At 61.6% G+C, this 14,113-nt stretch carries 14 protein-coding genes; 7 read left to right on the top strand and 7 right to left on the bottom strand.

Annotation, left to right across the window (positions count from 1 at the left end):
* Positions 1 to 40: 40 nt before the first annotated feature.
* On the bottom strand, positions 41 to 1,006 hold the full coding sequence (locus CQ002_RS22620) for an arsenic resistance protein (RefSeq protein WP_105161502.1): 966 nt from the start codon (positions 1,004 to 1,006) through the stop codon (positions 41 to 43).
* A 175-nt stretch (positions 1,007 to 1,181) separates the two neighbouring features.
* On the opposite strand from CQ002_RS22620, the gene CQ002_RS22625 reads away from it, so the two are divergent.
* Complete coding sequence (locus CQ002_RS22625; RefSeq protein WP_105161501.1) at positions 1,182 to 2,135, top strand: alpha/beta fold hydrolase; 954 nt, start codon at positions 1,182 to 1,184, stop codon at positions 2,133 to 2,135.
* A gap of 4 nt (positions 2,136 to 2,139) precedes the next feature.
* Complete coding sequence (locus tag CQ002_RS22630; protein ID WP_105161500.1) at positions 2,140 to 2,553, top strand: hypothetical protein; 414 nt, start codon at positions 2,140 to 2,142, stop codon at positions 2,551 to 2,553.
* Positions 2,554 to 2,694: 141 nt separating this feature from the next.
* Here the strand turns inward: CQ002_RS22630 and gabP are convergent, their stop codons facing one another.
* Positions 2,695 to 4,086: a GABA permease gene (gabP, locus tag CQ002_RS22635; RefSeq protein ID WP_034108730.1), complete on the bottom strand. Its 1,392-nt coding sequence runs from the start codon at positions 4,084 to 4,086 to the stop codon at positions 2,695 to 2,697.
* Between the two features lie 554 nt (positions 4,087 to 4,640).
* Between gabP and CQ002_RS22640 the strand changes: the two genes are divergently transcribed.
* The 5 genes from CQ002_RS22640 (at position 4,641) to CQ002_RS22660 (ending at position 8,846) form a co-directional block, all read left to right on the top strand.
* Positions 4,641 to 5,414: an ABC transporter ATP-binding protein gene (locus CQ002_RS22640; protein WP_025859203.1), complete on the top strand. Its 774-nt coding sequence runs from the start codon at positions 4,641 to 4,643 to the stop codon at positions 5,412 to 5,414.
* A 13-nt stretch (positions 5,415 to 5,427) separates the two neighbouring features.
* Entirely contained in the window at positions 5,428 to 6,180 is a 753-nt protein-coding gene (locus CQ002_RS22645) for an ABC transporter substrate-binding protein (protein ID WP_034108728.1), read from the top strand.
* Between the two features lie 74 nt (positions 6,181 to 6,254).
* The gene (locus CQ002_RS22650) at positions 6,255 to 6,950 is read left to right on the top strand and encodes an ABC transporter permease (RefSeq protein ID WP_010213911.1); all 696 of its coding nucleotides are present in this window, start codon (positions 6,255 to 6,257) and stop codon (positions 6,948 to 6,950) included.
* Complete coding sequence (locus CQ002_RS22655; protein WP_105161499.1) at positions 6,947 to 7,678, top strand: ABC transporter permease; 732 nt, start codon at positions 6,947 to 6,949, stop codon at positions 7,676 to 7,678. Before CQ002_RS22650 ends, CQ002_RS22655 begins: the two co-directional genes overlap by 4 nt.
* Positions 7,659 to 8,846, top strand: a complete 1,188-nt coding sequence (locus CQ002_RS22660; protein ID WP_105161498.1) for a methyltransferase — start codon at positions 7,659 to 7,661, stop codon at positions 8,844 to 8,846. The genes CQ002_RS22655 and CQ002_RS22660 overlap by 20 nt, the downstream gene beginning before the upstream one ends.
* Before the next feature lie 241 nt (positions 8,847 to 9,087).
* Here CQ002_RS22660 and bcsQ read toward each other — a convergent pair whose 3' ends face one another.
* The 5 genes from bcsQ to CQ002_RS22685 all read right to left on the bottom strand — a co-directional run bounded on the left by bcsQ (position 9,088) and on the right by CQ002_RS22685 (position 14,097).
* The gene (gene bcsQ / locus CQ002_RS22665; protein ID WP_034108724.1) at positions 9,088 to 10,023 is read right to left on the bottom strand and encodes a cellulose biosynthesis protein BcsQ; all 936 of its coding nucleotides are present in this window, start codon (positions 10,021 to 10,023) and stop codon (positions 9,088 to 9,090) included.
* A gap of 176 nt (positions 10,024 to 10,199) precedes the next feature.
* Positions 10,200 to 11,324: a cell division protein FtsQ gene (locus CQ002_RS22670; protein ID WP_105161497.1), complete on the bottom strand. Its 1,125-nt coding sequence runs from the start codon at positions 11,322 to 11,324 to the stop codon at positions 10,200 to 10,202.
* Positions 11,325 to 11,336: 12 nt separating this feature from the next.
* Positions 11,337 to 12,752, bottom strand: a complete 1,416-nt coding sequence (locus CQ002_RS22675; protein ID WP_034108719.1) for an MBOAT family protein — start codon at positions 12,750 to 12,752, stop codon at positions 11,337 to 11,339.
* 17 nt (positions 12,753 to 12,769) lie between these two features.
* The gene (locus CQ002_RS22680; protein WP_105161496.1) at positions 12,770 to 13,435 is read right to left on the bottom strand and encodes an alginate O-acetyltransferase AlgF; all 666 of its coding nucleotides are present in this window, start codon (positions 13,433 to 13,435) and stop codon (positions 12,770 to 12,772) included.
* Positions 13,435 to 14,097, bottom strand: a complete 663-nt coding sequence (locus CQ002_RS22685; protein WP_034108715.1) for an SGNH/GDSL hydrolase family protein — start codon at positions 14,095 to 14,097, stop codon at positions 13,435 to 13,437. The genes CQ002_RS22680 and CQ002_RS22685 overlap by 1 nt, the downstream gene beginning before the upstream one ends.
* Positions 14,098 to 14,113 lie beyond the last annotated feature (16 nt).

Below are 14,113 nucleotides of genomic sequence, written 5' to 3' on the forward strand. Positions count from 1 at the left end.
CTGCTGAATAGCGCCTGAACAGACCTGAATATTCCCGCGCTTACCGACCTGCGGGCCAAACCCACTTCGGGATCAGGCGAACGTAAACCAACTCGCCAACGAGCTCGACCAGGGTTTGCAGGATAACCGCCGTCGCCGCCAGGCTGCGCACATCCTCGGGCAATGCCAGCGCCAAGGGCAGCACCACCAGCGAGTTGCGCGTCGACGCGCTGAACGTCACCGCTCGCGCCGTTACCGCAGGCAACGCAAGCAGCCGCGACGCCAGCACCCCCATCAACGGCGCCAGCAAGAGGAAACCGATGTACACCGGGACCACCGGCAGCATTAGGCTGATGTCCCGGACCACTGACGTGATTTGCGAGCCGATCACCACAAACAGCACCCACGCCATCGCCGGCACCGGCAACCACGCCCAGGCGCGATTCCAAACGCTGGCAATCGATGAACGCCGCGCCAGCGATGTCGTGACCACCGCCAGAATCATCGGCACCACGATCAACAGGAGGAACGCCTCGATAAACGGCCGAGCCTCAACCACCCCGTCGGATTGCGCGCCGAGCATCAGGCTCAGATAGATCGGCAACAGCGCCAACTGAAGCAACAACAGCACTGGCGTGGCCGCGAGCATCAATCGCGAATCGCCCTTGCCGATGTGGGTGAACACCACCACGTAGTCGATGCACGGCGTCAGCAACACCAGCAACGCCCCCACCAACAACGCAGGGCGCCCCACCAGGCTTTGGGTCAATGCCCACACCAGCAGGGGAACGAAGATGAAGTTGGCCAGCAGCAATGCCGACAGGAAGCGCTTGTTGCCCACGCTCTGGCGCAGATCCAGGAAGGGGATTTGCAGGAACATCGCGTACATCAACACCGCGATAGCGGGCGTGACCATTTGGCTGAGGCCGTGGGCGAATGAGGGCGCGAGCAGGCCAAAGACAGCGGCCAGCGCCACGGCGGCGAAGTAGACCGGGATCTGGTTGTGTTCGAGGGCGTCGCGAGTCATAAGGCTGGCTCAGAGGGATCAACAGGTCGACAGCCTAAGCATCCAGGGCGGCAAGGTCGAGCACCCTGACAATCTCCGCGATCACGATGCGCGAAATTTGTTAAGTTCGACCCCTTATAAAAAAAGCGCGTGAGCCTGCATGCCCTCACCCAAGGCGCAAGGACCGAGTAGCCCTATGAACCTTCCAACCCGCCCCAACCTGGAAGCTTTCCACGAGCCTGCCGCCGACGGCTACACCCTGGGCGGCTTCACCTGGCGCCACCCGCGCACCGACCTGGAACGCCCGGTCGTCATCATCAACGCCGCCACCTCCGTGCGCTGCCGTCACTACTCGCGTTTTGCCGACTACCTGTTCGCCAACGGCTTCGATGTCATCGCCTACGACTACCGTGGCATCGGCGAATCTCGCAGTGGCTCGTTGCGCGGTTTTAAAGCCTCATGGTCGGATTGGGGTGCATTGGATTTCGAGGCGATGCTGCAGCGCGCGCAGCGGGAGTTTCCAGGACAGCCAATTGATGTCGTCGGCCATAGTTTCGGTGGTTGCGCCGCAGGACTCGGGGCTTCCGGTGCAGTCATCCGGCGGATGGTGACAGTGGGCGCACAGTTTGCTTACTGGCGCGATTACGCAGCGAGCGTGCGCTGGCGCATGTTCGCCAAGTGGCACGTCGCGATGCCGCTGGTGACCGCGCTGTGCGGGCACTTTCCCGGCAAACGCCTGGGCTGGCTGGAAGACACGCCCGCGGGCGTGGTACGGGACTGGAGCACGCCGACGCCCACCTATGAAACGCGCCCCAGCGGGCGAGGGTTGGGCAAGCTGCCATTCAGTCGCGTGAAGGCGCAGATACTGGCCATCAGCATCACTGACGATCCGTTCGGGACGGTCGCTGCCATCGAGCGGCTACTGGGTTACTTCGACCGCAGCGAGCGCACTCATCTGCGCATCGCGCCTGAAGACATAGGCGAAAAAGAAGTCGGACATTTCGCATTTTTTCGCAGCGAGTATCAGGACCGGCTGTGGCCTATTGCATTGGCATGGCTTCAAAATGGCCAATTAACTGCGGATACCCTTGGGATTTCCCCCAACCTGCGCTTCAATACCCTACCCAGATCCAGACCCCCAGGACGTTGAGCCCATGGCCTCGCCGAACAAGCAGCAAAAACGCGCCCACCGGGCAAAGGCCAAGGCCAAGCAAAACCGCACCCAGCGCGCCGTTGCGACCAAGCCGGACGCGTTCGCCGGCGACGACAGTCGCATTGACCTTGAGTCAGTGGATTTGACCGAGCTGTTCGTAGAGATGCGCACTGCGGGCGAGACCAGCCAGCAGGCACTGTGCACAGCCTTCCTGGCCCATCCATTGCTGGCACTGGTGCTGGAGCAGGAAGGTGAAGAGGAAGCCACCGACTTCATTCTCGCGGCATTGATCGAGTATCGGCAGTGGGCCACGGACACCGACGACGAAGCCACCGCACTGGCGTGGATCGAGTCGCCGCAGTTCCAGGCAGATTACGTTGCGGCGTCCCAGGCGCTGGCCAACACCCAGGCCTGATAAAGAACCAGATATGGAAGCGGGCTTGCTCGCGAATTCGGTGTGTCAGTCGCCCGCAATAGTGACTGATCGACCACTTTCGCGAGCAAGCCCGCCCCCACATTCCAATTGCGGCGCCCTCAGGCACCGGCTTACATCACATCAGTTAAGTGCCGCAGCACCGACCCTCTGCGCCTTGCGACGGCTCGCCACGATCAGCCCCGCCGCCACCACCAGCACGCTCAGCACGCCAGTCGCGATGATCTCGACCCGATGCGCTTCCTGGAACAGCATGATGGTCAGCGTACCCACGATGAACACCATCACCGCGTAGGTCAGGCCTGGGAACAGCCACATCTTGAAGACAATCTTCTCGCCCGCCGCCGTGCGTTTCTGGCGCATGCGCAGTTGCGACACCGCGATCACCAGGTACACCAGCAACGCAATGGCGCCGGAACTGGCCAGCAGGAACTCGAACACCGCCGCAGGGGCCACGTAGTTGGCGAACACCGCCAGGAACGCAGCACCGGTGGACAACAACACCGCCCAGTAAGGCGTGCCGCTCTTGTTGGTGCGCTTGGCCACGGCCGGCGCATCACCGCGACGGCCCAGGGAGAACAGCATGCGCGAAGCGGTGTACAGCGCCGAGTTCAAGCAACTGGTCACGGCCACCAGTACCACCAGGTCAACGATCAGCTTGGCATTCGGGATGCCCATGCGCTCCAGCACGGTCTGGTAGGAACCTACCGCCGCCAGGGTCGGATCGTTCCAAGGCACCAGGGACACCACGATGAAGATCGACAGCAGGTAGAACAGACCAATCCGCCAGATCACCGAGTTGGTGGCCTTGGTGATCTGCTGGCCTGGGTTCTTGGATTCAGCGGCGGCGATGGTGACGATCTCGGTGCCCATGAACGAGAACATGGTGGTCAGGATCGCGGCCAGTACTGCGCCCATGCCATTTGGCATAAAGCCCTGGGTGTCGAACAGATGCGAAACACCGCTGACCTGGCTGGTCGGCAGGAAGCCGAATATCGCGGCCAGGCCAAGGATCACAAAGCCCACGATCGCCACGACCTTGATCAACGCAAACCAGAACTCGAACTCGCCGTAGTTCTTCACGCTGAACAGGTTGGTCGCCGTCAACAGCAAGGTGATGATCAGGGTAAAGGCCCAGATGGCGATATCCGGGAACCAGGCGTGCAGGATGGTTGCGGCGGCGTTGGCCTCCAGCGGAATCACCAGCACCCAGAACCACCAGTACAACCAGCCAATGGTAAACCCGGCCCAGTGACCGATTGCGCGGTCGGCATACGTGGAGAACGAACCGGTGTCCGGTGACGCCACGGCCATTTCGGCCAGCATGCGCATCACCAATACCACCAGCGTACCCGCCGCGGCATAGGCCAGCAGTACGGCCGGGCCGGCGGCAGCAATCGCGTGGCCGGAGCCGACAAACAAACCTGCGCCGATTACACCGGCAATCGACAGCATGGTGACGTGACGCGGTTTGAGCCCCTGTTCGAGGTCATTGGAGCTTTGCGTACTACTCATTGACACACCTATACGAGGAATTGCGAAAACGGTCCGCCCGGCCCGGGATCTCTCTCGTGAAAAGAAACCAACAGGGCGTTCTTTATTTTTTACGCAAGATTTGCGCCAAAATGTTACAGAGCCTTGATTGACGCGGCCTGCAGGAGCGATCAACAACCATCGCAAGTCATTGAGAACAATGGCATTCCGCTATAGCGTTACCGTGCGACCCATATTGAAGACGAATAAACGCACCATAAACACACACAAAAAGTACGTGACGCCCTATAAAGGGGCTGATAGGCACCGTTTGCCCGGTTAACCCTTCCAACACCCGGCCAAAGCTGGCACCATCGCGCCCTTTTTTACGCGAAACCGGTGGTTTTTCGGGTTCAAACGGTTGTTCGGTTGTTGATGGCGCGACACGCTGCTGTGCCGATGCGACACCCTGCCGCACACCACCTGTTTACCCTCGGCCGCGCTGTTGGCTGCCATCAAGACGCTATGCTAGCTTGGCGCCTCGCCAGGAAGGCGGCCCAACAGCAGGATCGCAACGAACACAATGAGGACCCCACATGGCCGAGGCCACGCCCGCGCTTGAAATCCGCAACTTGCATAAACGCTATGGTGAGCTGGAGGTACTCAAGGGTATCTCGCTGACCGCTCGCGACGGCGATGTGATCTCGATCCTGGGTTCGTCAGGTTCCGGCAAGTCAACCTTCCTGCGCTGCATCAATCTGCTGGAGAACCCGCATCAGGGCCAGATCCTGGTGGCCGGTGAAGAGCTCAAGCTCAAGGCCGCGAAAAACGGCGAGTTGATGGCCGCGGACGGCAAGCAGATCAACCGCCTGCGCAGCGAAATCGGTTTTGTGTTTCAAAACTTTAACCTGTGGCCGCACATGAGCATCCTCGACAACATCATCGAGGCCCCCCGCCGTGTGCTTGGCCAGAGCAAGGCCGAAGCCATCGAAGTCGCCGAAGCCCTGCTGGCCAAGGTTGGTATCGGCGATAAGCGCCACGCCTATCCCGCGCAATTGTCCGGCGGCCAGCAACAACGGGCGGCTATCGCCCGCACCCTGGCGATGCAGCCCAAGGTCATCCTGTTCGACGAGCCCACTTCGGCCCTTGACCCGGAAATGGTTCAGGAAGTACTTAATGTGATCCGCGCACTGGCCGAAGAAGGCCGCACCATGCTGCTGGTCACCCATGAGATGGGCTTCGCCCGCCAAGTGTCCAGTGAGGTGGTGTTCCTGCACCAGGGCCTGGTCGAGGAGCAAGGATCGCCACAGCAGGTGTTTGAAAACCCGCTTTCGGCGCGCTGCAAACAATTCATGTCCAGCAACCGCTAACGGAGCAACATGCATGCAGAACTACAAAAAATTCCTTCTGGCCGCGGCCGTCTCGATGGCGTTCAGCGCCACGGCCATGGCAGAAACCTTGAAAATGGGGATCGAAGCCGCCTACCCGCCGTTCAACAATAAAGACGCCAGCGGCAATGTGGTCGGCTTCGACAAAGACATCGGCGACGCCCTGTGCGCCAAGATGAAAGTCGAGACGTGCGAAGTGTATGTGTCCGACTGGGACGGCATCATCCCGGCCCTCAACGCCAAGAAGTTCGACTTCCTGGTGTCCTCGCTCTCGATCACCGACGAGCGCAAGGAGGCCGTCGACTTCACAGACCCGTACTACTCCAACAAGCTGCAGTTCATCGCACCTAAAGCCACCGCGGACTTCAAGACCGACGCCGCTTACCTGAAAGGCAAGGTCATCGGTGCACAACGCGCCACGTTGGCCGGTACATACCTGGAAGACAAGCTGCCTGATACCGAAGCCAAGCTGTACGACACCCAGGAAAACGCCTATCTCGACCTGACCTCCGGTCGCCTCGACGGCATCCTCGCCGACAAGTACGTGCAGTACGAATGGCTCAAGAGCAAAGACGGTTCCGCCTACGAGTTCAAAGGCGACCCGGTTGTAGAAAGCGACAAGATCGGTATCGCCGTACGCAAGGGCGACCCACTGCGCGAGCGCCTGAACAAAGCCCTGGCAGAGATCAAGGCAGACGGCACCTACAAGAAGATCAACGACAAGTACTTCCCTTTCAGCATCGAATGATCTGAACGGCCTGACCGGCGCGCCCACTTGGGCGCGTCGGTTTTTAGCAATGCCTGCCGCGATATGAAAACACCATGAATTTCGATCTCTACGGATTCGGCCCGGCCCTTGCGGCTGGCGCGCTGATGACCGTCAAACTGGCGCTCACGGCCCTGTGCCTGGGGCTGGTGCTTGGCCTGGCCGGTGCCTTGGCCAAGACGTCGCCGTACAAGCCGTTGCAATGGCTTGGCGGCGCTTACTCCACCATCGTGCGCGGCATTCCCGAATTGCTGTGGGTGCTGCTGATTTACTTCGGCACGGTCAACCTGATGCGCGCCCTCGGTGAGTTCTTTGGAAACCCCGACCTTTCCCTCAGCGCCTTTGCCGCCGGGGTAATCGCCCTGGGCTTGTGCTTTGGCGCCTACGCGACGGAAGTGTTCCGTGGCGCGATCCTCGCCATCCCCAAGGGTCACCGTGAAGCCGGTATAGCGCTGGGCCTGTCGAAGTTCCGGATCTTTACCCGGTTGATCATGCCGCAGATGTGGCGCATCGCCCTGCCAGGCCTGGGCAACCTGTTCATGATCCTGATGAAGGACACCGCGCTGGTATCGGTGATCGGCCTAGAAGAAATCATGCGCCATGCGCAGATCGGCGTGACCGTCACCAAGCAGCCATTCACCTTCTTCATGGTCGCCGCCTTCATGTACCTGGGCCTGACCGTCCTGGCCATGACCGGCATGCACTTCCTGGAAAAACGCGCCGCCCGCGGCTTTGCAAGGAGCACCCAATGAGCGGCGACTACAGCTGGCTGGCGCATTTCGACCTGGGCCTCAACTGGGCCGTGATCATCAAGTGGCTGCCCAAGTTGGCCCAGGGCGCCATCCTGACCCTGGAGCTGGTGGCCATTGCGGTGATCGCCGGCCTGCTGCTGGCAATCCCCCTGGGTATCGCGCGCTCCTCACGGCGCTGGTACGTCAGCGCCGTGCCCTATGCCTACATTTTCTTCTTCCGTGGCACACCCCTGCTGGTCCAATTGTTCCTGGTCTACTACGGCCTGGCGCAGTTCGACTCGGTGCGCGAGAGCTTCATGTGGCCCTACCTGCGCGATCCGTTCTGGTGCGCCACTGCGACCATGACCCTGCACACCGCCGCCTACATTGCCGAGATCCTGCGTGGTGCGATCCAGGCCATCCCGCCGGGCGAGATCGAAGCGGCGCGCGCGCTGGGCATGTCCAAGCCAAAGACACTGTTCTACATCATCCTGCCGCGCGCCTCGCGCATCGGCCTGCCGGCGTACAGCAACGAAGTCATCCTGATGCTCAAGGCCAGTGCCCTGGCCAGTACCGTCACCCTGCTGGAATTGACCGGCATGGCGCGGACCATCATTGCCCGCACCTATTTGCCGGTAGAGATTTTCTTCGCCGCCGGCCTGTTCTACCTGTTGATGGCGTATGTGCTGGTACGCGCCTTCAAACTGCTGGAACGCTGGCTACGCGTCGATGCCTGCCAAGGACGTTGAAGCACGCTTCCAGGCGCTGGACGCGTTCCTGGTCGAGCACCAAGGGCTGTGGAAACCACGGCCCTTTACGCATCGCCAATTACCTTGGGAAGCCGAGCATCCCGACCTCGCCCATTGGCTGCGCCAACGCTCGTTGGCCGATGCCGAAGCCAGTCACAACGGCCCCCATGACTTGGCCGCCCCCGCACCTTTTCCACAGCTTGCTGCGCAGGCCCTGCAGCTCGGCGCTGTGGATAAGTTACCGGCGCATCCCCTGGCTCCCGCACGCCCTCGCCTGAACGTCGATGTTCCGGGCCGCAAGTGGGCACAGATTGAAGCGTTCGGCGCCGCGCTGCAGTTTGCACAGGCGCCCACGCACTGGCTGGACTGGTGCGCGGGCAAAGGCCACCTGGGTCGTCGCCTGCTACAAGACGATCAAGCGCTGACCTGCCTGGAATACGATCCAGCGCTGATCGCTGCAGGCCAGGCCTTGAGCGATCACCACGGCTTGGCCGTCACCCATCGCCTGCAAGACGTCATGGCGGACGTCACCCTCGGTCCCGAACACACGCCCGTCGCCCTGCACGCCTGTGGCGACCTGCATGTACGCCTGCTTCGACTGGCCAGCGCCGTCGGCTGCAAGCAACTGGCGTTCGCGCCCTGCTGTTACAACCGCGTCCAGTCCGATACCTACCAGCCACTGTCCAGCGCAGGCCACGCCTCACGCCTGCAACTGTCGATCGATGACCTTGGCTTGCCGCTGAGCGAAACCGTCACAGCAGGCAGACGCGTGCGCTTGCAGCGGGACACGTCCATGGCGCGGCGCCTGGCGTTCGATCAGTTGCAACGCGAGCTGCGGGGCTGCGACGAGTACTTGCCCACACCGTCCCTGCCCGCCCATTGGCTGGACAAACCTTTCGCGGACTACTGCCGGGACCTGGCCACCCTCAAAGGGTTATCCACAGGTGAACAGGATTGGCCGGCCTTAGAAGCACATGGCTGGCGCCGCTTGGCGCAGGTCAGGAACCTGGAATTGGTGCGTGGTCTGTTTCGGCGCCCGCTGGAGTTGTGGCTGGTGCTGGATCGGGCATTGTTTCTTGGTGAAAACGGCTACAAGGTCGAGGTGGGCAGCTTCTGCGAACCCGCATTGACCCCGCGCAACCTGATGGTGCTCGCCGAGCGCGATTAAGGGGCAACATTGTCGCCGTGCAGCCTGTGGATAACTCTGTTGATGAATTCTTTACAGAGCCTGTCACCATCTGCGCTTCAGGGCAAAAGCCAGGTTGGTCATTTTTTGTTCACACAATAAAACGCACGTAAAACAGGCAGTTGCGGCGTGATGAGAACGTCTCCACATAATGGCCGTTTCGTGACACCGCCATCCAACCGATTGTGCATAAGCATCTGGCGTTAAGCGTATAAACCGCGATTTACAGATGTTTTTTGCGCGCGATCAACAACCGGCAAAGCTCGTTGATATCGTCCCCCGCCAAGCTCAATGCCTGGCTATCCAACGGGTCGGTCCCGAACGCCAGCGCCTCGCTGATTGCCATGTCGTGGTGCACTTCCAAGGGCTCTTTCGTACCCAGGCGCTGCTTGAACGCCTCGACCATGTCCAGGCTGAAGGCATTGTCCTCATCCAGTTGGTTGAGCACAAAGTGCACATGCGGTGGTCGCTCGCGCTCAAGGTGCGGCGCCAGCAGGCCGTCGAGTTGGTCCAGAGTGCCGAGTGATGCGGCATCGGCCTGCGCGACCACCAGCACCACATCGGCGACGCTCAAGGCTTGATGAAAGTAGACGTTGTTGCCCGCGGGGGTATCGATGATCACTGTGTGACGGGGGCTCAAGTCCAAGGCTGACAGGCGCTGTGCCAGCCAGTCCGGCTCATCTTTGAGCCAACGTTGCAGGTCGTCCTGCTGGCGCAGATCGGTGTCGCCGAAGGTGATCACGCGGCTGCCGACAAAGCCCGGCTGCTGGATCGTGTCCCAGTGCGCATTGCGCAGGCTGGTAGGGCCGATACCCGCCGAACCCGGGCTGACCCCGAAGTGCATGCGCAGGGCGTTCTGCGGGTCCAGGTCCACGGCCACCACCGATTCGCCCAGGCGCTGCAAACCGCTGCTCAACGCAGTGGCCAGGGTACTGCGACCCACGCCACCATTGACCGACACCAACGCCACCACGCAGGGACGCCGCACGGCCTTGTCCACCGGTTGGGACTGCGCATGAGCAGAGGGGACGTGAGGGGGAAACGGAGTGCCGTCATCCACGGGAACGCTGCCAAAAAAATGCAGCCGCGCATTCAGCCCTTGCGGATCGCGGCTCACATCTCTGCCTAGCAGAACGAGAAGACCATCAGTGAAACTCATAACGCATTCCTCATCACGGCGAAGCTCAAAGACGTGAGAAGGTCAGCTGATACGACTGCTTACCGCAAGTCTTTTTGTGGTCGCCTTAATGCAGGCAGTCTGCTTCAAGCGCGGATAAGTGTCATTATTTTGATGATGGCACTGTCTATTTTTTAGACAAACGGTAAATCGTCAAATTACTGGCCCATGCTGATCGAATCGTAGGGCGTTTGCAGATCCCGCTCTGGAATCTCCCAAATCAATAGCTTAGGCGGAGTTTGCCTGAAGGCAGGGCTTTCAAAGTAAGCCTTGGCCGCACCAGAGAACTCGCCCCCGTCCTTGCTGAAATTACCGACAGGCGCATTCAGGGCTTTTTGCAGGAAGCCGATGAAGTTGGAGTTACGTGAGAACGACGTGCCGATCAACGCCACATTGGGCAGGCCGGCATCGCCAAACAGGTCGTCGGCATTGCTGGTTGCGCCACCGGTTTCATGGGCCGTGCTGGCTGCGACTGACTCCCCTGGCGGCTGCAACTTGGACGGCAACCAATCGAGACCGGCCAGGCGTACCAAGTCGCCTGGGCGCACAGCAAGCGCTGCGTGAGTGATGTCGAAGGCCTGCTCTGGCGTGGCCTTGATGCCGCGCTGCCGGATACGCTGCGCCAGGGCCTGGGCACCGGCGTTGGCGCCGATTTCACTCCAGTGGGTGTCAGTGCGCAGGTAGGCTTCGGCGCCCAGGGGCTTGAGTGTGTCGGTCAAATCCAGCGCGGAAACACCGGCAGCCTGCAACGCCGCGGTCCAATCGCGGATTCGATTATCGAGCACCGCCGGGCGGTACAGGCCACAGCGCTGGGCGGCGGCGATACGGCTCTTGTCCGGCACCACCACCACTTGCAGGTCGATACCTTTCTGGCCCAGTTGTTTTTGCAGGTCGATCACCGCCTGGGCCTTGGTCTGGGCATTGGCTCCGGCATGGCGGTTGATACGCAACTCATCGCTGATAAACAGCCAGCCGGGGCAACCCGGCCGTACGCGCGGACCGGTGTCGCCAAAGGCCAGCCAACTGCCGCCACGCTCGAGGTTGGCGGCCTGGATCGCCATCGGTGCCTTGGCCAGTTCCTTGGCAAAACGGTGAGTCAGGTCGCCGTGCAGCAGCATGTCGCCGTCGACCTTGGCCGGCACATAGCTGATCGGCCCCTTCACCATCAACCAGGCGCAGGACAACAGCCCCGCTGCCAAAAAGATCACCAGCACCCAGGCCGCCAGGGGGCTGGTGCGTACGGCCAAGTCGCTCGGAGGAGTCGGCGCAGTCGGAGCGGGCATGGTCGGGCGTCCTTAGAACTGAAAATACAGAAACGGTACGGCGTCGCGGCTGGCAATCAGCGCGAACGACAATACAAACCCGGCCACCGGCCACAGTGAGGCCGCCACCACGAACCAGGGCTGGGCACCGAAACGCTGCTCGCAACGCACCTGCCAGATCGGCGCGATGATGCACACCAGGCCCAGCAACGCCGCCATGCCATGGGCCGGGCGCATGGCCACGGCCATCGCATCCCCGAGCGCCATGCCGTGCAGACCGAACTGGCCGGCGTACATCGTCAGCGCCGAATGGAAGTCCGGCGCGCGGAACAAGGTCCACGCCAGGCACACAAACAACAGCGTGAGGCTGTGCGACAGCAACGGCGGAATGCTCGGCAGGCTCGACCGCGACCACGCCCGGTCCACACACAGCGCCACGCCGTGGGCCGCCCCCCACAGCAGGTAGTTCCAGCTGTCGCCACCGTGCCACAACCCGGCAATCGCCATGGTCAGGAACAGGTTGCGATAGGTGCGCCACACGCCGTCGCGGTTACCGCCCAGGGCGATGTACAGGTAGTCGCGCAACCAACTGGACAGCGACAAGTGCCAGCGCCGCCAGAAATCCTGGATGCTGCTGGCCAGGTACGGCCGGTTGAAGTTTTCCGGAAAGTGGAAGCCCAGCATCAGGCCCAGGCCGATGGCCATGGCGCTGTAGCCGGCGAAGTCGAAAAACAGTTGCAGCGAATACGCCAGGCAGCCGATCCAGGCGTCCACCAGGCTCGGGTTTTCCAGGTGGAAGGCAATGTCCACCAGCGGCGACAGCGTGTCGGCCACCAGCACTTTCATGCCCATGCCGATCATGAAGCGCCGCGCGCCCAGGGAGAAATTCGCCCAGTTGAAATAACGCTGGTTCAGCTCGCGGCGGACCCAGTCGTAGCGGATGATCGGGCCCGCGATCGAGTGCCCGAACATCGAGATATAGGTGGCGTAGTTGATGAAGCTACGCTCCACCGGCACCGTATGCCGGTGCACATCCACCAGGTACGAAATCGCCTGCAGCACGATGAACGACAAGCCGGCCGGCAAGGCCACGCGCTGCCAGTCCAACGGCATCGCACCGTACCATGTGATCACCTCACTCACGGTGCCGGCGACGATGTTGGCGTACTTGTACCAACACAGCACCGCCGTGTTGAACACGATCAACGCGATCAACAGGCGCACCCGGCCTTTGCCGTCCTCACGGGAGCGGTCCACCAGCAAGCCACCGACCCATGCCACCACGGTCAACACCATGTGCAGGAACAGGAACAACGGGCTCAACCAGCCGTAGAACAACCAGCTGCCGATCAACAGGATGACGTTGCGCCAGCTCGGACGAGCCAGCGCATAAATCAACAGGAAGGCCGGCAGGAACAGCGTGAGGAATTCGAGTGAGGCAAAGACCATGGTGGTGTCGGGCCCGATCAGTTAGCGAGCGAATCAGGTGCGAACAACAACCGAGAACCCGACGCCGATGGCAACGCCAATACGCTGTAGCGCTCGCCCGCCTTGAGGCCGAAGGTCAGCGGCTGGCCGACCGGCGCGCCGGCGCACTTGAGTTGCACCGACAATTGCACCGGGTTGATCATGCGGCGCTGCACCGAACCTTCGGCGACCTTTTTGAACAGCTCGGCCTTTTGCGCCACCGCTTCGAGGCTGGCATCCGCGCACGCGGCGTCGGCGTTGATGAACGCCAGGGAGGCTTTCAGCGCGTTGAAATCGTCCGGTTGCTCATGGATCACCACTTGGCGAATGCCGCCCTTGGCATCGGCCACGGCCACCACGGTGGCGAACTCGCCCGGGGCCACGGTAACGGCCAAGTCAGCGGTCTTGCCGCCCTGGCTCAACACACCCTTGATGGGCGTGCTGCCGCCCGATACCGGCAGGTAGTCGGAAACCCGTTTGTCGCCCGCCAACACCAGGCTGGCCTTGGAGCCGTCGGCGACCAGTTTCAATTCGCCGGCCGTGCCATTGGCAAACCGCAGGAACGCCGAGTCCTTTTCCGGGCCGGTGGGGTACAGCGGAATGTCGGCACTGTAGGCGCTGACGCTGGCGAGCAAAGTCGCCAGGCCCAGGGTGATGCGCTTCATCACTTGGCTCCCTTCACAGCGTCGGCCGGCAATGCCGACAGCGCGCCGCCGATGGCCTTGGCCCACTTCTGGTAGCCATCAATGGTGAAATGCTGACCGTCAGTGGTGATCCACTCGCCCGGTTTGGAGAAGGTCAGCGAGTCGATGTAGGTGCACGGCGCCACGTTGGTCGCCAGGAACGACGACATCAGCTTCGTGCGCGCGTCATCCTTCTTGTACATGCTGCCGACCTTGCCCCACGCCGGGCCGACCCAGACGCATTTGGTACCGGTTTCGCTGATGGCCTTGGTGAGCGAGGTCACGCTTTTCCAGGCCCAGACTTTCGGGAACTGCGGGTCCGGATAGGACGCCATGGTGTCGCCGATGATGATCACCACGAGGTCCGGCTTGTCCTTGGCGATCAGGTCCTTGACCGGCGTGGTGCTCATGGCGTTCTTGCCGAACACCTGCGGCTTGCCACCCGGCAGTTGCTCGGCACCACAGTCGACTTTCTTCGGCACGATCCAATCGGCCGCGCCAGCGCCGCAGGCACCGAGGGTGTGAACCTTGGCGCCTTGCGCGGTGAGGTTGGCTTGCAGCGGGTCGAGCAAATGGTCCGGGAAGCTCAAGTGGCTCTCGCCGAGTACCAGCAGGGTCAGGCCGGCAATTGCAGAAACAGGCATGGATGACTCCTATCAA

Origin of the sequence: Pseudomonas sp. MYb13, from assembly GCF_002980075.1 — a bacterium.
GTDB classification, from domain to species: Bacteria; Pseudomonadota; Gammaproteobacteria; order Pseudomonadales; family Pseudomonadaceae; genus Aquipseudomonas; species Aquipseudomonas lurida.